The following is a 23,032-nucleotide window of genomic DNA, read 5'->3' as shown; positions in this document are numbered from 1 at the left end:
TCAGAGGGCGGCCGCCTCGGGCGCGGTCGTCGGCGCCTTCGCGTCCCCGGCGCGCAGGCCGAGGTCGGCCGTGGGCACGCGGTGCGTCTCGCGCCCGGTGGCCACGGCGATGGCGCAGATCGCGCAGAAGGCGGCGGTGAAGATCGCGACGCCGAGCCAGTTGTCGCCGTCGGGGCCCGCGATCTGTGCCGCGAAGGTGACCGCGAAGCCGGCGACGGCGAACCCGATCTGGGTGCCGATGGCCATGCCGGAGAGGCGGACCCTGGCGGGGAACATCTCGCCGTAGAACGAGGGCCAGATGCCGTTGGCCGCGCTGTAGACGACACCGAAGAGCAGCACTCCGGTCACGAAGACCAGCGGGTAGCTGCCGGTGGAGATCGCCCACAGATAGACGAAGATCATCACTGCGCTGCCGAGCGCTCCGACGAGGAAGACGGGCTTGCGGCCGATGCGGTCCGAGAGCCTGGCCCAGAGCGGGATGGCGAGCAGGGCCACCGCGTTGGCGCTGCCGGCGACCCAGAGCATGCCGGTCTTGTCGAGACCGACCGCGTCACTGGTGGCGTACGAGAGGGCCCAGACGGAGAAGATCGTGCTGACCGTCGCGATCAGCGCCGCCGCGACCACCCGCAGCACATCGGCCCAGTGGTTCCTGACCAGCTCCGCCAGCGGCATCCTGGCCACCTCCTGGTCGGCGGAGACCTGCCGGAAGACGGGGGTCTCCTCCAGTGTGCGGCGGATGACGTACCCGGCGACCGCCACCAGGGCGCTCAGCAGGAACGGAATGCGCCAGCCCCAGCTGTAGAGCTGCTCGTCCGGAAGGGCTGCGACCGGCAGGAACACCAGGGTGGCGAGGAGTTGACCGGCCTGGGTGCCGTTGAGGGTGAAGCTCGTGTAGTAGCCGCGCCGGTCTTCCGGCGCGTGCTCCAGCGTCATCGCGTTGGCGCTGGCCTGCTCGCCGGCCGCGGAGAGCCCCTGGAACACGCGCATCAGCACGAGGAGCACCGGAGCGACGGTGCCGACCTGCGCGTACGTGGGCAGACAGCCGATGAGGAAGGTGGAGAGGCCCATCAGGATCAGCGTCCAGACCATGATCTTCCGGCGGCCGAGCCGGTCACCGAAGTGGCCAAGGACGAGAGCCCCCAGGGGGCGGGCGGCGTAGGCGACGCCGAAGGTCGCCATCGAGATCAAGGTGGCGGTGGCCGGGTCGTCCGGGTCGAAGAAGACCTTGGGGAAGACCAGGGCGGCGGCGCTGCCGTAGATGAAGAAGTCGTAGTACTCCAGCGCGCTGCCGATCCAGGCGGCGAAGGCGGCCTTGCGGGGCCTGCCCTGGGGCGGCTCGGCCGACGGCTTGTCGGCCTGTGGGTGTGGGTGTGGGTGAGCGGACACGTGAACTCCTCGGGGAGAGCAGCGTCCCCACGGGCTGGGGCGGGCTGCGAGGGGGACGGGGGGCCGGCGCCGGCGCTGCTGGGGGGGGACGCCGGAACGGGTGGCGAGGGGGTGCGCACCCGGCACGTGCTGTAGTTAACGCACTAGATAGTTAATTAACTTGGGAGAGATGCTCGCCCGCCCCTGGGGCCGTGTCAATACATCTGGCCGTAACAGACCTGTCGGATCCGAGCGGAGCGGAATCCTGGTGCCGAGCGGACGCGTTGCTCCCCCTCGGCTACTGCGGCCGGGCACGGGCGAAGGAGGCGACCAGGCGGACCCAACGGCCGACAGCCACCCGGGGCCCGCGGGACAGCCGCCGGAGGCGCGGCCCTCCCCTTGTCCGGTGACAGGCGCCCGGCTGCGGGACGACGACGACCGGGCACCGGGCGCGACGAAGCGTGCGGAAGATGAGCGAACCGCGCAGCGGGCCGCTCGCACCGCCGTGGCCGCGCGTGCCCACCACGAGAGCGAGCGCGTGTGCGGACTCCTGGGTCAGTACCTGCGCCGGGTGGCCGGAAAGCACCGCGTGGTGCACGTCCACCTCCGGGTGAGCGACGCGCCAGCCCGCGACCATGTCCGACAGCATCCGGCGGCATTCGCGGACGGCCGCCTGCTCGTCCAGGACGCCGAGGAGCGGAGGGCGCCACACATGCAGCACCCGCAGCGTCACACCGCGCCGGGCGGCTTCCTCGAAGGCATGGATGACCGCGGCCGCGGAATGACGGCGGCCGTCCCAACCGACGTTCACACCCACGACGAGGAAGGGTGGCTGTCGGCTGGACGCGGTCTCGCGCACCAGCACCACCGGACAGGTGGCGTGCGCGATGACCGGCAGCGCGACCGAGGCCGTGGGGAAGGGGCCCTGGCGCCGGCTCGGCCCCCGGGAGCCGAGCACCAGGGCTGCGGCGGTGCGGACCTGCCGGCGCAGAACCGGCACGGGCGCGTCCGCGGCGAGCAGCGTGGAGACCTCAAGCCGAGGGTGCCGGCTCCGCACGAAGGCGACCGCCTCACGGAGGGCCTGCTCCGCGGCGGCGCGCGGGTCACGGGCCTGCCGGATTCCAGGCAGACGGGTCGCACGACCACGACGACGTAGGGGCACGGGCCCGCGCTGATCGACGGGCCTCTGGGCAAGGACCAGGCGCAGTGGCAGACAGCGCCGGTGCGCGTCGTCGGCTCCCCACGCCAGGGCCGTGCGGCAAGGCGAAGCGGCATCGACGCCGACGACGATCGGTGTGCGTACAGGAGCTGTCACCGTCTCCTCCGCAGCCTTCCCGGCGCCTCACCCGCCCACCTGAGCCGGACCAGGCGCTGAGGACGGCCAGGGCCGAACAGCCTGCGCCACCCCTGCCTCACCGCCGGGCTGCTCAAGAGCCCGGCCCCTCGCGATTCCGCGCACCACCGCGACGGGGTTCTTCGGGGCACGGCGTACCGAGCGCTTGGAAGGTGACCTACCAGGACAGCGGAATGGGCCGCTGCTGGACGCGCGTTGCGCTGACGTGGCACGACCGACAGCATCGGGTCCACCACTCCTGCCTGGTCGGATCGGCGAGAGGCGGGGGCCAGGAGCCGGGGCCTCCTAGCCGTGCGGGACGACCACGACGGGGGCGGCGGCGTGGTGGAGCACGGCATGAGCGGTAGGGCCGATGCGCATGGCGAGGGCGGGACGGTGCATCCGACGGCCGACGACCACGAGCCCGGCGTCCGCGGCTGCTTGCAGCACCACTCCGGACGCGAAGGCGAGGTCGACCGTCTTGACCACCGTGACCTGGCTGTACTTGTCCTGCCACGGCTGAAGCACGTCTGACAGGGCCGACTCCATCTGCCCTGTCAGACCGCCCTCCTTGCTGGCCATCTGCCCGGCGACGGGGCTGTGCCCGTACAGCGGCGGGAGGTTCCAGGCGTGCACGGCGCGCAGCGCGGCCCCGCGCGCGGCGGCCGCACGGAAGGCGAACTCCAGCAGCGGCTCGGCCGGGGCGCCCAAGTCCTGGACCCCCACGACCACTTCGCTGTCGTCGCTCGCCGCGGTCGAGCGCTCGTTCGCCCGTACCATCACCACCGGGCACCGCGCCCGGGCGAGCACCGTCTGACCGACGGAGCCGAGCAGGAAGCCGGCGATGGCGCCGTGCCCACTGGAGCCGAGGACCAGCATCTCGGCGCTCTCCCCCTGATCGAGCAGCACCTCGACCGCCAGGTCCGAGAATTGCCGAGTGTCGATCGTCAGCTCTGGGTACAGGCCCTCCAGTTCCGCTTTGGTCTCGCGCAGGATGCGCAGCGCCCAGTGCTTCTGGGCCTCCCTGTCCTGGGCGACGGGCACATCGTGCGGCTGCCAGATCCAGGCGTGCGCCAGGCGCAGCGGCAGGTCGCGTCGTCGTGCCTCGCGGGCGGCCCAGTGGGCGGCGGCCAGACTCTCGGGCGATCCGTCCAGGCCTACGGTGATGGGGCGGAGCATGAATAACACCTCCGGGTCCGGTACGACGGGCCTGCGGCTGTGGCCACCGGCCTCGCCCCTGATCCTCACGCTGACGCGGGCATGCCCTCCATGGGCCGGAGGTCCCGGACCCGGGCCACCCGGCCCTGCTCTCGCACGACGCCGTGCGGACCGTCACGCCGTCACGTCCGCTGGCGCTCCGCGCCCTGAGTGCCGCCCTTGGCGTGACGGAGATACATCAGTTGTGCGCAACGATCGCGACCGGCCCCTTGGCGTGATGGATCACCGAGTGTGCGGTCCGTCCGAGACGTTCCCCGGCAGGCAGCCGACGGCCCACGACGAGCAGGTCGGCCCCCGCCGCGGCCCTGACCAGATGGTGTCCGGCCAGTCCGTGCACGAGTTGCTCGGTGACCTGCGTCCCCGGGAACTTGTGCTTCCACGGTGTCAGCGCGGCCGCGAGGAGACGGGACTTCTCCGGCGCGGGGTCCGTGGCGTCGGCGCTGGGCATCAGGGGAATGGCCCAGGTGTGGACGACATGGAGCGGTGCGTCGCGGACGGCCGCGGCGAAGAAGGCGAACTCCATCAGCTCGTCGCAAGGATGGTCCAGGTCGAGGCCCAGGACGACTGGGCGCGATGGGCCTGCCACCGAGCCCTCGCGCTCGTCCTCGGAATGCTCTCGCGCCCGCACCAGGACGACCGGGCAGGCCGCCCGGGACGCGACGGCCAGGGCGACCGAGCCCACCAGGACACCGGCGAGCGCACCGAAGCCGCGTGAGCCGAGCACCAGGAGGGCCGAGGATTCGGCCGCTGCCGACAGCGCCCGCACCGGTGGGCCGGTGACCTGCTCGTCGAGAATCCCCAGGGTGGGGTGCGCGCGGGAGAGCCGCAGGACGGCACGGTCGAGCGCACCGCTCTCACGGTGGAACGGGACCTCGATCTCGGGCAGCCGGCTGCGCTCCGCCGGCTGGTCGTAGGCGTGGATCAGGTGGAGCGGGATATCGCGCCGCAGGGCTTCCCGGGCCGCCCAGTCGGCGGCCTCCAGACTCTCGGGGGAACCGTCGATGCCTGCGGTGACGGTCTGTTGCGGGGTCATGGTGCGCACCTCCACGGTTCGGTCAGGGGATCAACGGGTCGAGATCCGGTCGGCCCGAGCCGGTGCTCGGGAGGTAGCTCCGATCGACGGCGCGCTTCTCCGTGTTCGGGGGCGATGGGCATGCGTTCGGTGGTCAGGTGTGGGGGACGATGGCCACTGGGCAGGCGGCGTGGTGCAGCAGGGCGTGGTTGATGGGGCCGAGTTGCATGCCGATGTGGCCCTTGCGGTGGCGGGCGCCGGCCACCAGGAGGTCGGCTGTGCGGGAGGCGTCGAGGAGCACCGTGCGGGGGTGTCCCTCGGTGATCTCGCGGCAGACCGTGGTGTCGGGGTGGGTCGCCATCGCCTCCCGTACGGCCTCGTCGACCTGGGCCGAGGCGCGCTGCTGGTGTTCGTCGTGGACCATCGTGGGGAAGTCGGGGACTTCCCGGGCCGGGCAGCGCCAGGCGTGGACGATCGTCACCGAGGCGTTGCGCGCCTGGGCCTCGCGGAAGGCGAACTCCACGGCCGGGGCGGCCTCTTGGGGGGTGTCGATGCCCAGGACGAGGTTGTGGAATCCGGCCTGGAGGTTCTTCTCGCGGCCGCGTACCACGATCACGGGCGAGGCGGCATGGGCGGCGACGGACAGGCTGACCGAGCCGAGCAGCAGTTCGGCGAACGCGCCGCGGCCCCGGCTGCCGAGCACGACGGCGCCGGCGTCCGGGCCGAGCCGCGCCAGGGCGTGGGCCGGATCCTCGGAAAGCACCTCGCCGGTGACCTTCACGGTGGTGGTGCGCCGCTGGGCGCGCTCGACCGCCGAGGCCACGATGTGGCCCGCGAGCACCTGCGCGGAGGGCCGGTTGCTGCCGAAGGAGGGCTGGTGCCCCTCGTACCACTCCCACCGTGAGGCATGCACGACACGCAGCGGCACACCGTGCGCCGCGGCCTGGTCCGCCGCCCAGTCCAGGGCGCGCAGGCTCGAATCCGAGCCGTCGACTCCGACGATCAAGGGCCTGTCCACGACGATCAGGGGCCTGTCCACGCTGCCACCACCCTCCACCACGCCCCCGGCAGGGGCTCTGCTGCGGACCGTTCCACCGAACAGGCCGACCCGGCAGGGGCGAACCGGCCCCAACAAGGGACATTCGGCCCTGGATGGCCGGCCTCCCCCGACGTGCGCGCAAATTGGCCAAGCCTCCACCCGCGGCACGCACGAGTCCCCGTCCGGCTGCTCAACTACTACGGTGAGACTGAGGAGCGCGATGCGCTGCGCCTTGTCTGCACCAGCTGGAGGAAGCCATGAGCGGGGAGGGACGCGGCGAGGGCGCCGAGCAGCACCTGCCCAAGCTGCGGCTGGACGAGCTGCTGGACGAGCTGCAGTCGCGGATCGACGCGGCGCGCGGGACGCAGGACCGCGTGCACAGCCTGCTGGAAGCGGTGCTGTCGGTCGGCCGGGAGCTGGATCTGCCGCAGGTGCTGCGGCGCATCGTCGAAGCTGCCGTGGTGCTGGTGGACGCCGAGTACGGAGCGCTGGGCGTGATCGGGGACGACCGCCGCCTTTCGGAGTTCCTGACGGTGGGGATCGACGAGGAGCAGAGCGCGGAGATCGGTGACCTGCCCAGCGGCCACGGCATCCTCGGCGAGCTGATCCGGCACCCCGTCCCGCTGCGGCTGCCGGAACTGTCGCAGCACCCCTCCTCCTACGGTTTCCCGGCCCACCATCCGCCGATGCACTCCTTCCTGGGAGTGCCCATCCGGGTGCGCGACCGGGTGTTCGGGAACATCTACCTCACCGAGAAGCGCGGTGCTGAGGAGTTCGACGCCGAGGACGAGGCGGTGCTGTCCACGCTCGCCGTCGCGGCCGGGGTGGCCATCGAGAACGCGCGGCTGTACGAGGAGACCCGGCTGCGCGAGCGGTGGATGCGGGCCAGTGCGGAGGTCACGAGCACGTTGCTGTCGGGCGCCCCCAGTGCCGAGGTCCTCGAACTGATCGTCGAGCAGGCCAGGGAGATCGCCTCCGCGGATGTCGGGATGATCGCGGAGTACGTGTCCGGAGCCGAGGAGCTGCAGCCGATGCTCGCGGTCGGGGTGGACGCGGGGCAGCGCAGCGGGCTGGTCCTCCCGGCTCAGGAGGGACTCGTCGGGGCCGTGCTCACGACGACGGAGCCGGTCGTCAGCGCCGACGTGGCGGAGGACGCCCGCACCGCAGAGCCGGACTCGCAGTGGGCCGGGCTCGGGCCGGTGGTCGCGGTGCCGCTGGGAGCGGGCGGCAAGGCGCGCGGCGTGTTGCTGTTGGGGCGGCTGGCGGGCCACACGCCGTTCTCGGACGCCGACACCGGGCCGCTGCTCGGCTTCGCGGACCAGGCGGCACTGGCGCTGGAGCTCGCCGAGCGGCGCCGGGACGCGGAGCAGATCACGCTGCTCCAGGACCGCGACCGGATCGCACGCGATCTGCACGACCTGGCGATCCAGCGGCTCTTCGCGGCCGGCATGACCCTGCAGAGCACGCAGCGCTTCGTGGACCACCCCGAGGCCACCGAACGGCTCTCTCGGACCGTCGACGACCTCGACGACACCATCAAGATTATTCGGTCCACCATCTTCGGGCTGCGCACGCACGGGGGCGGGGCCAAGGAGGACAGCGGCCTGCGCGGCAGGGCCTCCGCGGTGGTACAGGCCTCCGCCTCCTCGTTCGGCTTCGCTCCCGCGCTGCGGATCGAGGGTCTGGTCGACACCGACGTCCCCGGCGATGTCGCGGATCATGCGCTCGCGGTGCTCGGCGAGGCGCTCAGCAACGCGGCCCGGCACTCGGGGGCACGGTCGGTGGACGTGCATCTGCGCTGCGCTGAGGGAGAGCTGGCGCTGAGTGTGACCGATGACGGCTGCGGGGTGCCCGCCGGGGTCGAGCGCAGCGGGCTGAAGAACCTGGAGGACCGGGCCCGGACACTGGGTGGCGTCCTGACGCTCGGTGAGCGGCCCGGTGGCGGCGGGACCCGTCTGATGTGGCGTGTGCCGACGGGTTCAGGGAGCTGACGGCGCGCCGTCGAGTACGTGCCGAGCCGCGCGCCGCGGAGAGACGGGCCCCTCGGGGCCGTACCCCAGGCGGACCACCATCTGAGCGTAGCCGCGCCGGTCGCTCACCAGCGGCAGGAGCCGTACTCGCAGGTCGGGCCATTCCAGCGCCTGGTGCAGCAGCGATGCCCGCAGGCCGTGGGCGGTGGCGACGAGCAGTACGTGCTCAAGTGCCTGGCCGGCACGCAGCCAGTCGGCCCGGCGGTCGTGGCCGGTCGACAGCACGGCGATCGTCGGCCGTTTCTCGAAGGGCCTGGCGGACAGCACCGAGGGGTGCCGGTGTGCGCCGAAGTCGCGCATCGGGAGCAGTTCCCGGAAGTCCTGCTGTCCCAGCGTCTCCAGCGGAATCCCCAGGTCCATGAGGTCCGGCTCACGCACCCAGCGGCGGCTTTCGGTGGCCCGGTCGGGGTCGGCGGTGTTGCGGTGCTCGGCCTCCCTCGTGATCTGCAGCAGGCGGTCGGTCTCGCGTGCCCCGGGACGGCTCAGGAGCGCCCCTTCGGCGTGGGCGGCCTCCGTGAGTTCGGCCCCCGTACTCGCGGGCACCGGCCGGTCAGAGAAGGGGAACCGGCTGCTGTGCCGACGCCACAGGGCGTCGTACAGGCGCGTGCACGACGAGGAGGTCCTGGCTGCGCCGCCGAGCCGTACGGTGGCGAGCAGGTCGGGCTCGTCCGGCCTGGGCAGCACGCGAGGCACCGGTTCCCAGCCGAACCGCGCCACCGCCACCCGCAGGTTGAACAGTGCGCAGCCGACGGAGAGGTGCAGGGCACGCCCGCTCGGATCGGTGTGCCGCAGACCGCGGCCTGCGGCAGCGCGGATCTCCAGCGTGACGGTGTCCGGGTCGAGCCGGAAGCGCCAGGGCTGGGTGTTGTGGATCGAGGGGGCTGCCACCGCGGCGGAGACGAGCGTCTCCAGGGTCGGGACATCGAGAGTCGGAGACTTCATCAAAACTCCTCCCCGCCCTGCGCCGAGGGGCAACAGGGCTTTTCGGCGGCCGTTGCCAGCGTGCGGCTGCCGGGAGCCGAGGGAGGAGGGGCCGACCGGCCTCCGCCGGCGCCGGACGGCCCGAACACACGTCACCGCGCGGGCCGTTCACCCGATTCGGGGCGGTCCAGTTGGGAGGCGAGGACCGCCGCCTGGACCCGCCGGTGCACGCCCAGTTTGGCCAGCAGGCGGGAGATGTGGTTCTTGACGGTCTTCTCGGACAGGTAGAGCTTCTTGCCGATCTCGCGATTGGTGAGCCCGTCTCCGATGAGCTCGAGGATGTCCCGCTCGCGCGGCGAAAGGCTTGCCAGCTCGGGGGCGACGGCCGGGGTGTCGGCGGGATCGGCGCGCAGCGAGCGCATCAGCCGGGCGGTCGTCGCGGGGTCGAGCATGGACTGGCCCGAGGCAACGGTACGTACGGCCGAGATCAGATCGGAGCCCTTGATCTGCTTGAGGACGTAACCCGCGGCTCCCGCCATGATCGCGTCGAGCAGGGCGTCCTCGTCGTCGAAGGACGTCAGCATCAGCACGGCAAGCTCCGGCATCTGGCTGCGCAGCTCGCGGCAGACCGTGATCCCGTCCCCGTCGGGCAGGCGCACGTCGAGGACGGCGACGTCCGGACGGAGGGCAGGGCCGCGGACGAGCGCGTGCTCGACGTTCTCGGCGTCGCCGACCACCAAGATGTCCGGTTCGGCGTCCAGGAGGTCGGCCAGACCACGCCGTACGACCTCGTGGTCGTCCAGCAGGAAGACGCGGATCGGGTGCTGCTCAGTGAAGATGCGTGCCTCGGTCATGACGACCCCTTGTTCCCCGACGGCTGACAGACTGCGGGCTGTCCGTGAGGCGATCATCACCCTCCGGGTCTGGATCCACTAGGGCCGACCGGCCCACTCATACCCACCATGCGCCCTGCCCGGCCCACTGACCACGGTGTGCGTGCTGCGGCCGCCACCTTTCTCTTCTACATGGCGGCCGCTTCCTCCGAAGACCGGCCGTGCCCGTCAACCTCGAACTCCACGTCCACGACGCCCTCGACGGCTCGGACCAGCCGCGCGGCCACGGGGACCAAGGACGTGTCGCGGACGTGCCCGGCGAGCGTCACGACTCCCTCCCGGACGTTTATCCGGACGCTTGAGGCCGGCGGAGGGAAGAGGTACGCGGCGACCTCCCTGCGGACCTCCTCGGCGATCTCCTCGTCGTCGCGGAGGAACACCTTCAGCAGATCCGCGCGGCTGACGATGCCCTCCAGCAAGCCCAGGGTGTCGACGACGGGGAGGCGCTTGACCTTGGCGTGCGCCAGCGTCCGTGCGGCCTGGGCGAGCGTCGCGTCCGGGTGGACGGTGACAGCGGGAGAGGTCATCAGCTCTCCCGCGGTCAGGGCGCCGGCCTTGGCGAGGTCGGTCAGGCGCCGCAGCTGCGTGGAGCGGTCGGGGTCGCTGTCGCGGAACTCCTCCTTGGGCAGGAGGTCGGCCTCGGAGACCACACCGACGACGCGGCCCTCGCCCTCCACGACCGGCAGCGCGCTGACCTGCCACTCCTGCATCATCTGAACGATCTCCTTGAAGCGCGCCCCGCGGCCGACGGCGGCGACCGTGTGGGTCATGACGTCGCTCACGATGTGCGGCGTGCCGTGCATCGTCCCTCCTTGATCGCGTCGGGTTTCCGGTCTGTCACAGGGTGCTTCCGCTTCCGTACGGGGCGTACAGGTCAAGCAGCCGGACGCGGGACGAACGCAGCCGGCGGGCGAGGATGTTGCCCACCCACTGGCTGACCGCGCAGCCCAGGGCGGGGTCGTCCTGGCACATGGCCCGAACCGCGGCGGCGTCGAACTCGTACGCCCGTACAGGCGTCGTGGTCTCGGCCCCCAGGTGCCAGGTGTGCGGTGCGAACAGCCAGGACCAGCCGACGAGTTCGTTGTGTCCGAGGGTCTCGACGACGGCGGGCCGCCGGCCGGGCACGTGGATGTCGAGGCTGACCGCGCCGGTGCGGATGATCCAGAACCGGTCGGCGCGTCCGCCCTCCTCGAAGAGACGGGTTCCTTGCGGAAAGGACACCTCGCGCGCGATGCGCATCAACCGCTGGTGATACTCGGCGGGCAGGGCCCGCAGCATGCTGTGAGTGGTCGAAGAGTTCATGACGGCCCTCCAGGACGGGCGTACTGACCTGCCACGTTCAGCATGTGCCCGTGCCGTGATCGCAGACCATGGGCCACCCGGCCCGCCGACCGGGCCAACCGGCACCGCACGGCGCACCCGTGATCCGGCGAAGGCGCGCGGCACGTCGGCGAAGAGCGGCGGTGACCCCCTGGGCCGAAGGGTCCCGTGAAAGGGCTGTGCGGCCCCTGCGCGCGAGGGCGCTCCCGTACAAGGCTCGGTACGAGACGGGACGGGAACGGATACAGGAGGGCCCCCACCATGCGTCCGCACATCACCGCAGGAATCGATGGATCCGCCGAGAGTCTCGCCGCCGCGCACTGGGCGGCCCGTGAGGCCGTGCGTCGTGGTGCCGCGCTGAATCTCGTGCACGCCTGGACGTGGCACCCCCGGCCCGCCCCCTCCGTCCCCGCGGACAGGAGCGAGCACGAGTGGGCCGAACAGATCCTGGACCGGGCGGCGAGCGCCATTCGCGCGGCGCACCCGGGGCTGCCGGTCGTCGAGCGGCTGGTGACCGACTCCGCGGTGGCCGCCCTGCTGACCTCGGCCGCCGACACGGAGCTTCTGGTGCTCGGTTCCCGTGGCTTCGGCGCAGTCGCCGGAGCCATGCTCGGTTCGGTCTCCCAGCGGGTCATCGCCAGGTCCTCCCGCCCCTTGGTGCTCGTACGGATGGGCGAGAGCAGCGCCGCCGAGCACTTTCCCGCCGTGGACGGCATCTCCCCCGACGAGATACCCGAGACCCCGTTCCGCGATGTCGTCCTCGGCCTGGACACCCACCACCCCTGTGATGAGCTGATCGAGTTCGCCTTCGAGTTCGCGCGGCGCCACCGCTCCGAACTGCACGTGATCCACGCCTTTCGCGTGACACACGACCAGCCGGCCGAAGGCCCGCAGGTTCCGTTCCGCGGACCGGAGCTGCTCGCCGCACAGGAACGTGCCGTACACGCGACGCTGCGTCCGTGGTGCGAGAAGTACCCGGAGGTCTCCGTGGTCGAGACCGTCCGCGAAGGGCGGGCCGCCACCGCACTGGTGAGCGCGTCAGCGGGAGCCTCTCTCGTCGTCGTGGGACGCCGGATACGGGACAGGCGCCTCGGCGCGCACATCGGCGCCGTCACGCACGCGGCGCTGCACCACATCCACTGCCCGGTGGCCGTTGTCCCGCACAACTGAAACGGCCGTGACGGACCGAGGGAGACCCGCGATGAAAGCAGCGACGGTGGACCGGGATCAGGCACGCGCGTGGCGTGGCTTCATCGGGGCGCGATGGCGCGACAGCATCAGCGTGCGTGACTTCATTCAGGCCAACTACACGCCCTACGAAGGCAGTTCCGCATTCCTGTCGGGGATCACGGATCGCACGCGAACCGTATGGGAGACGGTCAGCGCACTGTTCCCGAAGGAACGCGGCAACGGCATCCTCGACATCGACACCGCGACTCCGTCGACGATCACCTCGCACGAGCCGGGGTACATCGACCGCGAGCGGGAGTTGATCGTCGGCCTGCAGACCGATGCCCCACTGAAGCGCGCCATCATGCCGGGCGGCGGCCTGCGGATGGTCGAGAGCGGGCTCAAGGCCTATGGGTACGAGCTCGACCCCTTCGTCACCCGCGTCTTCGGGACGTACCGCAAGACACACAACGACGGGGTCTTCGACGCGTACACCCCCGAGATGCGGGCCGCCCGCAAGGCGGGGATCATCACCGGGCTGCCCGACGCGTACGGTCGCGGCCGGATCATCGGCGACTACCGACGGGTGGCCCTGTACGGAACCGCCCTGCTCACGGCGGCCAAGCGCGCCGAACGCGCTCTGCTGGACGCGCAGCCGTCCTTGGAGCACGTCATCCGTGACCGCGAGGAAATCGCCGAGCAGATCAGGGCGTTGGACGAGCTGACGCGCATGGCGGCCACCTACGGCTGTGACGTCTCCCGGCCCGCGACCAGCGCCCGGGAAGCCGTGCAGTGGCTCTACTTCGGCTACCTCGCCGCCGTGAAGGAGCAGAACGGCGCCGCGATGTCGCTGGGCCGCACGTCCACCTTCCTGGACATCTACCTTCAGCGGGACTTGACCGAGGGGGCCATCGACGAGACCCGCGCCCAGGAACTGATCGACGACTTCGTGATCAAGTTGCGGATCGTACGGTTCCTGCGCACCCCTGAGTACGACGCGCTCTTCTCCGGCGATCCGACCTGGGTGACGGAATCCATCGGCGGCATCGGCGCCGACGACCGGCCGCTGGTCACGCGCACCTCCTTCCGCTTCCTTCAGACCCTCTACAACCTCGGGCCGGCGCCCGAGCCCAACCTGACGGTGCTGTGGTCGCCCCGGCTGCCGGCCGGGTTCAAGGACTTCTGCGCCCAGGCCTCGATCGACACCAGCTCCATCCAGTACGAGTCCGACGAGCTGATGCGCCCGCGCACCGGCGACGACACCGCGATCGCCTGCTGCGTGTCGGCCATGGCGGTCGGGAAACAGATGCAGTTCTTCGGGGCGAGGGTCAATCTCGCGAAGGCGCTGCTGTATGCGATCAACGGCGGCAGGGACGAGATGAGCGGGGAGCAGATCGCGCCCAAGAGGCCCGCACTGGACGGCGAGTACCTGGACTACGGCGAGCTGATGGCCGCCTATGACCAGGTGCTGGACTGGTTGGCGGCGACGTACGTCAACACGCTCAACGTCATCCATTTCATGCACGACAAGTACGCCTACGAGCGCATAGAGATGGCCCTCCACGATCATCCCGTGCACCGCTTCATGGCCTGCGGCATCGCGGGGCTCTCCGTCGTCGCGGACAGCTTGTCCGCCGTCAAGTACGCGCGGGTGAAGGTGATCCGGGACGCCACCGGGCTGGCGGTGGACTATGAGACCGAGGGCGACTGGCCGGCATTCGGCAACAACGACGCCCGCGTGGATTCCATCGCGGTGGAGCTGGTCGAGTCCTTCATGGCCAAGGTGCGCGAGCACCCCGCCTACCGGGACGCCGAGCACACCCAGTCGGTGCTGACGATCACCTCCAACGTCGTCTACGGCAAGCACACGGGCAACACTCCCGACGGGCGCCGTGCCGGTGAGCCTTTCGCCCCGGGCGCCAACCCCATGAACGGCCGCGACCGCCACGGCGTGGCCGCTTCCGCGCTCTCGGTCGCAAGGCTCCCGTACGAGCAGGCCCGCGACGGCATCTCGCTGACCACGACGGTCACGCCGGAGGGCCTTGGCCACCACCCGGCCGAGCGCGCGGCCAACCTGGTCGGCGTCCTCGACGCGTACACCGCGTCCGGCGGCTTTCACATGAACGTCAACGTGCTGGACCGGGGGACGCTGGAGGATGCAATGGAACACCCGGAGAAGTACCCGGAGTTGACCATCCGGGTCTCCGGGTACGCCGTCAACTTCGTGCGTCTGACCCGCGAGCAGCAGCTCGACGTCATCAGCCGCACCTTCCACGGCGCGCTGTGAGCACGGTGAAGACGATGACGACCGGTCGGATCCACTCCTGGGACCTGTCCACCGGCGTGGACGGCCCCGGGACCCGGTTCGTGCTCTTCACCAGTGGCTGCCCTCTGCGCTGCCTCTACTGCGCGAACCCCGACACCTGGCACATGCGGGACGGGCGGAGCGCCACCGTCGACGAAGTGATGGCCGAGATCGAGAAGTTCCGGGCCTTCGTCACCGCGGCCGGCGGAGGGGTGACGATCACGGGCGGCGAGCCCCTGCTCCAGCCCGCTTTCACTGCGGAACTTCTGCACCGTTGCAAGGAAGCCGGGCTGCACACCGCCGTGGACACCTCCGGTTTCCTCGGCGCCCGCGCCACCGACGAGCTGCTCACCGACACGGATCTGGTGCTCTTGGACATCAAGTCCTTCGACGCCACGACCTATCGGAAGTTGACCGGCGCCGAGCTGCTGCCTTCCCTCGACTTCGCCACGCGGCTCGACCTGCTCGGCGTCCCGATGTGGATTCGGTACGTCCTGGTTCCCGGCTGGACCGACGCCCCGGCGGCCGTGGACGGTCTGGCCCGCTTCGTCGCGGGCCTCGGCAGCGTCGAACGCGTCGACGTCCTTCCCTTCCACAAGCTCGGTGCCGCCAAGTACGAGGCTCTGGGCCTTCCCTTCCCGCTGCGCGACCACCCGTCCCCCGCCCCCGGCCTGACCGAGCGGGTCCGCGACCAGTTCCGCGCGTACGAGCTGTCGGCGTACTGAATGCCCGAGGGCCGAACGGCCCCAGCCAGGTACCTGTGGCCCCTGCACGACCGTTCCGATCGGCACGAAGCTGGAACCGGACAAGGACTTCAGGAGGTGGAGACCATGCCCCGCCCCATCGTCGTGGGCCTCGACGGCTCGCCCGAGAGCCAGGCAGCAGCTGAATGGGCGGCCCGTGAGGCCGCCATGCGCCGACTGCCGCTGAAGCTGGTCCACGTCCGGGAGCCCCTGCCGGATCCGATCGCGCAGGCACCGCTCCTCGGCACGGAGACGCAGCAGCACTGGGGCGAGCGGGTGCCGCGCGAGTCGGCCGAGGGCCTGCGGCTGCGACACCCCGGTGTCGAGATCAGTGCGGAGGACCGTTCCGGGCAGCCCGCCGCTCTGTTGTCGGGGCTGGCGAAGGACGCCGAACTGCTCGCCCTGGGCTCCCGCGGCATGAGTGGGATCGGCGGGTTCCTGGTCGGCTCGGTCGGCCAGGCCGTCGTGGCGCACGCGGAGCGGCCGGTGGTCCTGGTCCGCGCCGGTGAACAGGCCGCGGACGAGCATCTGATGGACCCGGCGGGCATCCCGTCCGCCGCGACCCCCTATCGGCCCGTGGTCCTGGGTCTGGCCACCGACCACGACCCGGACGCCTCGCTCGTCGCGTTCGCCTTCGACGCGGCCGAGCACCGCGCCACCACCCTGCGGGTCGTCCACGCCTGGAATCCACCGCCCTACTACGCCTACGGCCTCTGCGCCGACCTCGACTTCCACAGCGAGCTGTCCCGGCAGGAGGCCGTCGCGCTCAGGGAGATCATGCGGCCGTGGCGGCGGAAATTCCCCTCCGTCGAGGTCGTCGAGGAGTCCCGGTACGGGACGCCGGCCGACCAGCTGGTCGCCGCCTCCCGAGCGGCCTGCCTGGTCGTGGTCGGCCGTCGCATCCGGCGTAGTTCCGTCGGCGCCCACATCGGTCCGGTCACCCACGCCGTCCTGCACCACGCCGCCGCCCCCGTCGCCGTCGTCGCGCACCGATGACCGGCCGGGACGGGAGGACGTCATGAAGGCAGCCGTCGTACGAGCTTTCGGCTTCGATCGCGACACAGGAAGGTGACGACGATGGAACTGCCCCTGGTGGTGGGCGTCGACGGATCCGACACCAGTCTGCGCGCCGTCGACTGGGCTGTGGGCGAGGCCGCCCTGCGCGGGGCGCCGCTGCGGCTGGTGTACGCCTCACTGTGGGAGCGCTACGAGGGGACGGCGTTCGCCGGGGAGATGGGCCAGACCTCGGAACCCGTACAGGCCGACACCATCGTCGATGCCGCCGCGCAGCGCGCACACCGCCGCGAGGCGGACGTGAAGATCTCCACCGAGGTACTGCTCGACGAGCCGGTGCCCGCGCTGCTGGACGAAGGGCGCAACGCGTGCGCGCTGGTGCTGGGCTCTCGCGGCCGCAGCGGCATCGCCGAGCTGCTGCTCGGCTCGGTGTGCCTCGCGGTCGCGGCCCGTGCCGACTGCCCCGTGATCGTGCTGCGCGGCAGTCACGACAACCGGGCGAGGCCCGCGACGCACGGACGCGTGGTGGTGGGGGTCGGCGAGGTGCCGGAGAGCTCGGCGGCCGTGCGCTTCGCCGTCCAGGAGGCGGCGCACCGCGGGGTGTCCCTGGAGGCGGTACGTGCCTGGCGGTGCCCGGCGCACGAGACCACCGACCATCCGCTCCTGACGGGCGAACCGGCCCGGCTGCACGAGCAGCGGGCCGCCTCGCTCCTGGAAGCGGCGCTGCTGAACCTCCCGGTGGAAGTGGAGCTGCACCGGCGGACCGTCGAAGGCCCCGCCCAGAAGGCGCTCCTGGCCGCCTCGGCCGATGCCGACCTGCTCGTCGTCGGCGCCCGACGCCGGCACGGGCGCTTCGGACTGCAGCTGGGCCGGGTCGCGCACGCCGTCCTGCACCACTCCGCCTGCCCGGTCGCCGTCGTACCGCAGAGAGTGTGAGGGCCGTGGCCAAAGGTGTACGTCCGCGGGTCACGCGGCGGGCGTAGCTACCGGTCGGCACTGGTCCTGGACCGCCCGAAACCCTCACGTCGCTAAGGAGTTCATCGCCATGACCCTACGTGTCGGCATCAACGGCTTCGGCCGCATCGGCCGCACCTACCTGCGCGCGGCACTGGACCGGGCGGACGCGGGGACGCAGTACGTCGAGGTCGTCGCCGTCAACGACGTCGCGCCACCCGCCACCCTGGCCCACCTGCTTGAATTCGACTCGACGTTCGGCCGGATCGACCGCGAGGTCACCCACGACGACAGCTCGATCACCGTCGACGGCCGGCGTATCGCCGTCACCGCCGAGCACGACCCGGCGGCCCTCCGCTGGGCCGACCACGGTGCCGACATCGTCGTCGAGTCCACCGGCCGGTTCCGCGACCGCGACTCGGCCGCCCTGCACCTGAAGAGCGGCGCCCACACGGTGCTGCTCTCCGCACCCGGCAAGAACGCGGACGCGACCATCGTGATGGGCGTCAACGACGCCACGTACGACCACGACGGTGACCGCATCGTGTCGGCGGCCTCCTGCACCACCAACTGTGTGGCGCCGATGGTAAAGGTCTTGCACGAGACCTTCGGCATCGACCGGGGTGTGATGACCACCATCCACGGCTACACCAACGACCAGGCCCTGCTGGACGGCCCGCACAAGGACCTGCGGCGGGCCCGCTCGGCGGCGCTGAGCATCATCCCGACCAGTACCGGTGCGGCCCGCGCCGTCGGCCTGGTGCTGCCGGAGCTGGCGGGTGCCCTGGACGGCATCGCCGTCCGTGTGCCGGTGGAGGACGGCTCGCTCACCGACCTCGCGGTGGTGCTGCGCCGCGACACGACGGCCGACGAGGTCAACTCCGCCTTCGCCGAAGCCGCGAACGGCACGCTGAACGGCATCCTGCGGGTGTCGAAGTCGCCCATCGTCTCCCGCGACGTCATCGGGGACCCGGCGTCGTGCGTCTTCGACCCCGCCCTGACGCAGGCGAACGGAAACCTGGTGAAGGTCTTCGGCTGGTACGACAACGAGTGGGGTTACACCAACCGGCTCCTGGACCTCACGGCGCTGGTGGCCGACCGCTGATGGACACCGACCAGGGCGGCACGGCCGCGGTGCCCCGCGTGCTGCGGGGCACCGCGGCCGTGGTCTTCGACACCGACGGTGTGATCACGGACTCTGCCCGGGTGCACGCCGCCGCGTGGAAGACGGCCTTCGACGCCTTCCCTCTGCTGCGCGGCAGGCACCCCTTCGACGTACAGGACGACTACCTCCGGTACGTCGACGGCAAGTCGCGTCTCGACGGAGCAAGGGCCTACCTGGAGTCCCAGGGCCTGTCCCCCTCCCGGGCCGAGGTCCGGACCGTCGCCGCCGACAAGGAGCGGTTGTTCACCGACCGCCTGCGCGAGCACGGCATCGACGCCTATCCCGGCACCGTCCGGCTGCTGGGGGTCCTGCGTTCCGCCGGCCTCGCGACAGCCGCGGTGTCGGCCTCCCGGCACGCGCGTGAACTTCTCGAACACGCCAAAGTGCGCGCTCTCTTCGACGTACTCGTGGACGGCTCCGAGGCCGCCCGCCTTCAGCTGGCCGGCAAACCCGACCCGGCCCTGTTCCTGGAGGCGGCCCGCCGTCTCGGGACCCCCGCGGCTCGCGCCGCCGTCGTCGAGGACGCCCTGGCCGGAGTAGAGGCCGGGCGCCGCGGCGGCTTCGGCGCGGTGATCGGGGTGGACCGGACCCGCACCTCGGCCACCCGTGCCGCGCTGCTGAAGCACGGGGCGGACCTGGTGGTCGAGGACCTCGCGGAGCTACTGGACTCGGAGGACTGAGGATGCGCGACTGGACCTGGGAGTACGAGGGATACGACCCGGCGGAGGTGCGTCTGCGCGAGTCCCTGTGCAGCCTCGGCAACGGCTACTTCGCCACCCGCGGCGCGGCCCCCGAGTGCGCAGCCGACTCCGTCCACTATCCGGGGACGTACGTGGCGGGCTGCTACAACCGGCTCACCTCGGAAGTGGCCGGACGCCAGGTCGAGAACGAGGACATGGTCAACCTGCCCAACTGGCTGCCGCTGCGCGTCCGCACGGACACGGGCACCTGGCTCACACCGGACACCCACAAGGTGCTCGACCACCACCTGGCTCTCGACCTGGCCGCCGGCACCCTGGAACGCACCGTGCGCTACGAGGACGAGCATGGCCGGCGTCTCGCCGTGCGCCAACTGAGCCTGGCCCACATGGCCGACCCCCATCTGGCCGTTCTGCGCACCGAGTTGACCGCCGAGGGCTGGTCCGGAGAGGCCGAGGTCGAGTCCGCCCTCGACGGGACGGTGGCCAACGAGGGCGTCGAGCGCTACCGCTCACTGGCCTCCCAGCACCTCACACACGTCCACACCGGCGCTTCGGCGCCGGACACGGTGTGGCTGCGCTGTCGCACCAGCACCTCGGACATCCGGGTGAGCCTGGCCGCCCGGACGGTCACCGACGCGCCCGCCCGCACCACGACACAGCACGAGCGCGGGCGGGCCTCCCAACTGCTGCGCCTCTCCCTGACCGACGGACGGACCGTGACCGTCGACAAGGCGGTCGCCCTGCACACCTCACGCGATCCGGCGATCGGCGACCCGCTGCACGCGGCCGTCGACCGGGTCGGCCGCGCCCTCGAGGTCGGCTCCCTGCTCGTCTCCCACCGCACCGCGTGGCAAGAGCTGTGGCGCAACGCCGAGTTGGACGTGCCGACCGGTGCGGGTCCGGTGCTGCGGCTCCACCTCTTCCACCTGCTGCAGACCCTGTCCCCGCACACCGCGGAACTCGATGTCGGTGTCCCGGCCCGTGGGCTGCACGGAGAGGCGTATCGCGGCCACGTCTTCTGGGACGAGCTGTTCGTCCTTCCCTACCTCAACCTGCACTTCCCGGAGGTCTCCCGAGCTCTGCTCACCTACCGTCACCGGCGCCTGGAGCAGGCGTGCGTCGCCGCCCGCGACGCCGGGCACAGCGGTGCGATGTATCCCTGGCAGAGCGGCAGCGACGGCCGCGAGGAGACCCAGCAGCTCCACCTGAACCCACGCTCAGGACGGTGGCTGCCCGACCACTCACGGCTCCAGCACCACGTCGGTTCGGCCGTCGCGTACAACGTGTGGCAGTACTGCCAGGCCACCGGCGACACGGAGTTCCTGCACACCAAGGGCGCCGAGATGCTGGCACAGATCGCCCGCTTCTGGACGGGCATGGCGACGTACGACGAAACGCTGGGCCGCTACCGCATGCGCGGAGTCGTCGGCCCCGACGAGTACCACGAGAGCTACCCCGGCGCCGCCTCCCCCGGCCTCGACGACAACGCCTACACCAACGTGATGGCGTCCTGGGTCCTCGCCCGCACGCTCGATGTCCTGCGCGATCTGCCCGAGCCCCGCCGCCGGGACCTCTTCGAGCGCATCGGGCTCGACTCCGCCGAGCTCGACACGTGGGAGGACGTCTCCCGGAAGCTGCACGTGCCCTTCCACGCCGGTGTCATCAGCCAGTTCCAGGGATACGGCGACCTCGCCGAGCTCGACTGGCAGGCCTACCGGGACCGTTACGGGGACATCCGGCGTCTGGACCGGATCCTGGAGGCCGAGGGCGACACCGTCAACGGCTACCAGGCGTCCAAACAGGCAGATGTCCTGATGCTCGGGTACCTCTTCGCGCCCGCCGAACTCCAGGGCACGTTCCGGCGGTTGGGCCACACGCTCGACGACATCACCTGGCAGCGCACCGTCGACTACTACCTGGCCCGCACCAGCCACGGCTCGACCCTCAGCAGCCTCGTCCACGGCTGGGTACTGGCCCGCGCCCGGCGCGCCCATGCCTGGGACTTCGTGCAGGAGGCGCTCTCCGGAGACATCGCCGACATCCAGGGCGGCACCACCGGCGAGGGCATCCACCTGGGTGCCATGGCGGGCACGCTCGATCTCGTACAGCGGGGTCTGACGGGCCTGGAGACCAGGGGCGGTGCCCTGCGGTTCGACCCCGTCCCGCTGCCGGAGCTGTCGGAGTACGGCTTCTCGATCCGCTACCAGGGCCACTGGGGCATCCGACTGCGACTGCGGGCGGGAACGCTGCGCATCACCGTGCCGGACTCCGATCGCGAACCGATCTCCGTCGCCTTCGCGGATCGCACGGTGTCGGTGGCACCCGGGGAGTCCTGCGCACTGACCCTGCCGAGCTGACGTCGCGCCGGACACCGTGGCTTAGGGCCGACCGGCCCCATATGGCCCCCGGACAGCCCATGGGGCCCCGCTCCCGGCGGCTGGATGCTCGAAGTGTCACCAGACATGGAGGAGATCCGTCATGACGGACGACAGGCTGCCCCCCGTGCTCGCAGCGGCCCGTCGACCTCGCGGTCCTCTGCGCCGACTTCGCTGAGGAAGGAACACTCATGAAGCACGACAAGGTCGGCTCCGTGATGACCACGGAGGTCATCCGTGCCGCATACGGCACCCCGTTCAAGGAAGTGGCACGCCTGCTCGCCGACCACCACATCAGTGGGCTGCCGGTGGTGGACGAGGACGAGAAGGTCGTCGGGGTGATCTCGGAAACCGACCTGATGGCCCGTCAAGCAGCCGCCCCCGACCCCTTCGAGCCGCAGCACCATCTCCGGCTCGCCGCGCTGACCCGCGGCTCCAGGAAACAGGCCGCGAAGGCGAAGGCCCGCACCGCAGGCCAGCTGATGACCGAACCGCCCGTGACGGTGCACGCCGACGACACCATCGTCGAAGCCGCCCGCACCATGGCGCAGCGGCGCGTGGAGCGGTTGCCCGTTCTGGACGAGGAGGAACGGCTCGTCGGCATCGTCACGCGGCACGACCTGCTTCAGGTGTTCCTGCGGCCCGACGCCGACATCCGTGACGAGGTGATCAAGGAGGTTCTGGTACGCACCCTGTGGCTGGCGCCTCAGATCATCGACGTCTCCGTGACCGAAGGCGTGGTCACCCTCACCGGCCAGATGGAGCGCAAGAGCGAGACGGAGATCGCCGTCTCCATGACGCACCAGGTCGACGGCGTCGTCGCGGTGGTCGCCAACCTCACCTACCGGCTGGACGACTCACACCTCAAGCCGGACGAGCAGTCACTGCACGGCGTCACCGACGCATGGCTGCGAAAGCTGTGAGAGGAGGCGAACCGCCATGCTCGACAGCGTGTTGGTCGCCTACGGAACGACGAACGGGTCAACCGCGCGGATCGCGCGGACCATCGCCGAGGTCCTGCGCGAGCGGGGCATGTCGGCAACGGCAGTGCCGGCCCGATCCGTGACGGACGTGGGCTCCTACGACGCCGTGGTGGTCGGAGGCGCTCTCTACGCCGGGCGCTGGCACAAGGACGCCCGCCGGTTCGTGCGTCGCCACGGCCGCGAACTGACCCGGCGCCCGCTGTGGCTCTTCAGCAGCGGCCCGCTCGACGCCTCGGCCTCGGAGCGCGACATCGCACCCGTACCCGGCGTGAAGCGGGCCATGGTCCGGCTCGGTGCCAGGGACCACGTGACCTTCGGGGGATGCCTCGAAGAGGGGGCGAAGGGATTCATCGCCCGGAAGATCGTGTCTTCCGGCAAAGGTGGGGACTTCCGTGACTTCGCGGAGATCGAGGCCTGGGCAGGCCGCATCGCGACCGGCCTCACGGACGAGCCGAAAGCCGACTGACCCTGCGCATCGCGTGGCGGACGGA

General features: G+C 71.2%; 20 protein-coding genes. 11 read left to right on the top strand and 9 right to left on the bottom strand.

Features of this window, described 5'->3' with window-relative positions; all coding sequences use genetic code 11:
* From ACZ6ZP_RS13270 to ACZ6ZP_RS13250, 5 genes are all read right to left on the bottom strand, one after another.
* A complete protein-coding gene (locus ACZ6ZP_RS13270; RefSeq protein ID WP_469406777.1) occupies positions 1-1,386 on the bottom strand; it encodes an MFS transporter in 1,386 nt (461 codons plus the stop codon).
* A 277-nt stretch (positions 1,387-1,663) separates the two neighbouring features.
* Positions 1,664-2,680, bottom strand: a complete 1,017-nt coding sequence (locus tag ACZ6ZP_RS13265; protein ID WP_366461686.1) for a universal stress protein — start codon at positions 2,678-2,680, stop codon at positions 1,664-1,666.
* Between the two features lie 324 nt (positions 2,681-3,004).
* Positions 3,005-3,877 (bottom strand): universal stress protein, encoded by an 873-nt coding sequence (locus ACZ6ZP_RS13260; protein ID WP_469406776.1) that lies wholly within the window; start codon positions 3,875-3,877, stop codon positions 3,005-3,007.
* 217 nt (positions 3,878-4,094) lie between these two features.
* Positions 4,095-4,949 carry a universal stress protein gene (locus ACZ6ZP_RS13255; protein WP_469406775.1) on the bottom strand — a complete coding sequence of 285 codons (855 nt, stop codon included), beginning with the start codon at positions 4,947-4,949 and terminating at the stop codon, positions 4,095-4,097.
* Positions 4,950-5,082: 133 nt separating this feature from the next.
* Positions 5,083-5,967 carry a universal stress protein gene (locus tag ACZ6ZP_RS13250; protein WP_469406774.1) on the bottom strand — a complete coding sequence of 295 codons (885 nt, stop codon included), beginning with the start codon at positions 5,965-5,967 and terminating at the stop codon, positions 5,083-5,085.
* A gap of 257 nt (positions 5,968-6,224) precedes the next feature.
* Here ACZ6ZP_RS13250 and ACZ6ZP_RS13245 point away from each other — a divergent pair, with 257 nt between their 5' ends.
* Positions 6,225-7,958 carry a sensor histidine kinase gene (locus ACZ6ZP_RS13245; protein WP_469406773.1) on the top strand — a complete coding sequence of 578 codons (1,734 nt, stop codon included), beginning with the start codon at positions 6,225-6,227 and terminating at the stop codon, positions 7,956-7,958.
* Here the strand turns inward: ACZ6ZP_RS13245 and ACZ6ZP_RS13240 are convergent.
* From ACZ6ZP_RS13240 to ACZ6ZP_RS13225, 4 genes are all read right to left on the bottom strand, one after another.
* Positions 7,947-8,939 (bottom strand): Acg family FMN-binding oxidoreductase, encoded by a 993-nt coding sequence (locus tag ACZ6ZP_RS13240; RefSeq protein ID WP_469406771.1) that lies wholly within the window; start codon positions 8,937-8,939, stop codon positions 7,947-7,949. The genes ACZ6ZP_RS13245 and ACZ6ZP_RS13240 overlap by 12 nt on opposite strands.
* A 131-nt stretch (positions 8,940-9,070) precedes the next feature.
* Positions 9,071-9,772 (bottom strand): response regulator transcription factor, encoded by a 702-nt coding sequence (locus tag ACZ6ZP_RS13235; RefSeq protein WP_366461692.1) that lies wholly within the window; start codon positions 9,770-9,772, stop codon positions 9,071-9,073.
* 167 nt (positions 9,773-9,939) lie between these two features.
* Positions 9,940-10,614 carry a CBS domain-containing protein gene (locus ACZ6ZP_RS13230; RefSeq protein ID WP_469406769.1) on the bottom strand — a complete coding sequence of 225 codons (675 nt, stop codon included), beginning with the start codon at positions 10,612-10,614 and terminating at the stop codon, positions 9,940-9,942.
* Between the two features lie 34 nt (positions 10,615-10,648).
* Positions 10,649-11,113 (bottom strand): cyclic nucleotide-binding domain-containing protein, encoded by a 465-nt coding sequence (locus tag ACZ6ZP_RS13225; protein ID WP_366461694.1) that lies wholly within the window; start codon positions 11,111-11,113, stop codon positions 10,649-10,651.
* Between the two features lie 279 nt (positions 11,114-11,392).
* Here ACZ6ZP_RS13225 and ACZ6ZP_RS13220 point away from each other — a divergent pair, with 279 nt between their 5' ends.
* The 10 genes from ACZ6ZP_RS13220 (at position 11,393) to ACZ6ZP_RS13175 (ending at position 23,007) form a co-directional block, all read left to right on the top strand.
* Entirely contained in the window at positions 11,393-12,301 is a 909-nt protein-coding gene (locus ACZ6ZP_RS13220) for a universal stress protein (RefSeq protein ID WP_469406767.1), read from the top strand.
* Between the two features lie 31 nt (positions 12,302-12,332).
* The gene (pflB, locus tag ACZ6ZP_RS13215; protein ID WP_469406765.1) at positions 12,333-14,588 is read left to right on the top strand and encodes a formate C-acetyltransferase; all 2,256 of its coding nucleotides are present in this window, start codon (positions 12,333-12,335) and stop codon (positions 14,586-14,588) included.
* 14 nt (positions 14,589-14,602) lie between these two features.
* The gene (gene pflA / locus ACZ6ZP_RS13210) at positions 14,603-15,331 is read left to right on the top strand and encodes a pyruvate formate-lyase-activating protein (protein ID WP_469406764.1); all 729 of its coding nucleotides are present in this window, start codon (positions 14,603-14,605) and stop codon (positions 15,329-15,331) included.
* 105 nt (positions 15,332-15,436) lie between these two features.
* Positions 15,437-16,345, top strand: coding sequence for a universal stress protein (locus ACZ6ZP_RS13205; RefSeq protein ID WP_469406762.1), 909 nt, complete (start codon positions 15,437-15,439; stop codon positions 16,343-16,345).
* A gap of 81 nt (positions 16,346-16,426) precedes the next feature.
* Positions 16,427-17,299, top strand: coding sequence for a universal stress protein (locus tag ACZ6ZP_RS13200; protein WP_366461698.1), 873 nt, complete (start codon positions 16,427-16,429; stop codon positions 17,297-17,299).
* Positions 17,300-17,408: 109 nt separating this feature from the next.
* Entirely contained in the window at positions 17,409-18,422 is a 1,014-nt protein-coding gene (gene gap, locus ACZ6ZP_RS13195) for a type I glyceraldehyde-3-phosphate dehydrogenase (RefSeq protein ID WP_366461699.1), read from the top strand.
* On the top strand, positions 18,422-19,162 hold the full coding sequence (locus tag ACZ6ZP_RS13190; protein ID WP_383816511.1) for an HAD family hydrolase: 741 nt from the start codon (positions 18,422-18,424) through the stop codon (positions 19,160-19,162). Before gap ends, ACZ6ZP_RS13190 begins: the two co-directional genes overlap by 1 nt.
* A gap of 2 nt (positions 19,163-19,164) precedes the next feature.
* Positions 19,165-21,540, top strand: coding sequence for a glycoside hydrolase family 65 protein (locus ACZ6ZP_RS13185; RefSeq protein ID WP_469406759.1), 2,376 nt, complete (start codon positions 19,165-19,167; stop codon positions 21,538-21,540).
* 209 nt (positions 21,541-21,749) lie between these two features.
* Positions 21,750-22,481, top strand: coding sequence for a CBS domain-containing protein (locus ACZ6ZP_RS13180; protein WP_366464427.1), 732 nt, complete (start codon positions 21,750-21,752; stop codon positions 22,479-22,481).
* Between the two features lie 16 nt (positions 22,482-22,497).
* Positions 22,498-23,007 (top strand): flavodoxin domain-containing protein, encoded by a 510-nt coding sequence (locus ACZ6ZP_RS13175; protein WP_366464426.1) that lies wholly within the window; start codon positions 22,498-22,500, stop codon positions 23,005-23,007.
* The last annotated feature ends 25 nt before the right edge of the window (positions 23,008-23,032 follow it).

It is taken from the genome of Streptomyces sp. NPDC054047, assembly GCF_055585065.1.
This window is presented reverse-complemented; position numbering and strand designations above follow the sequence as displayed.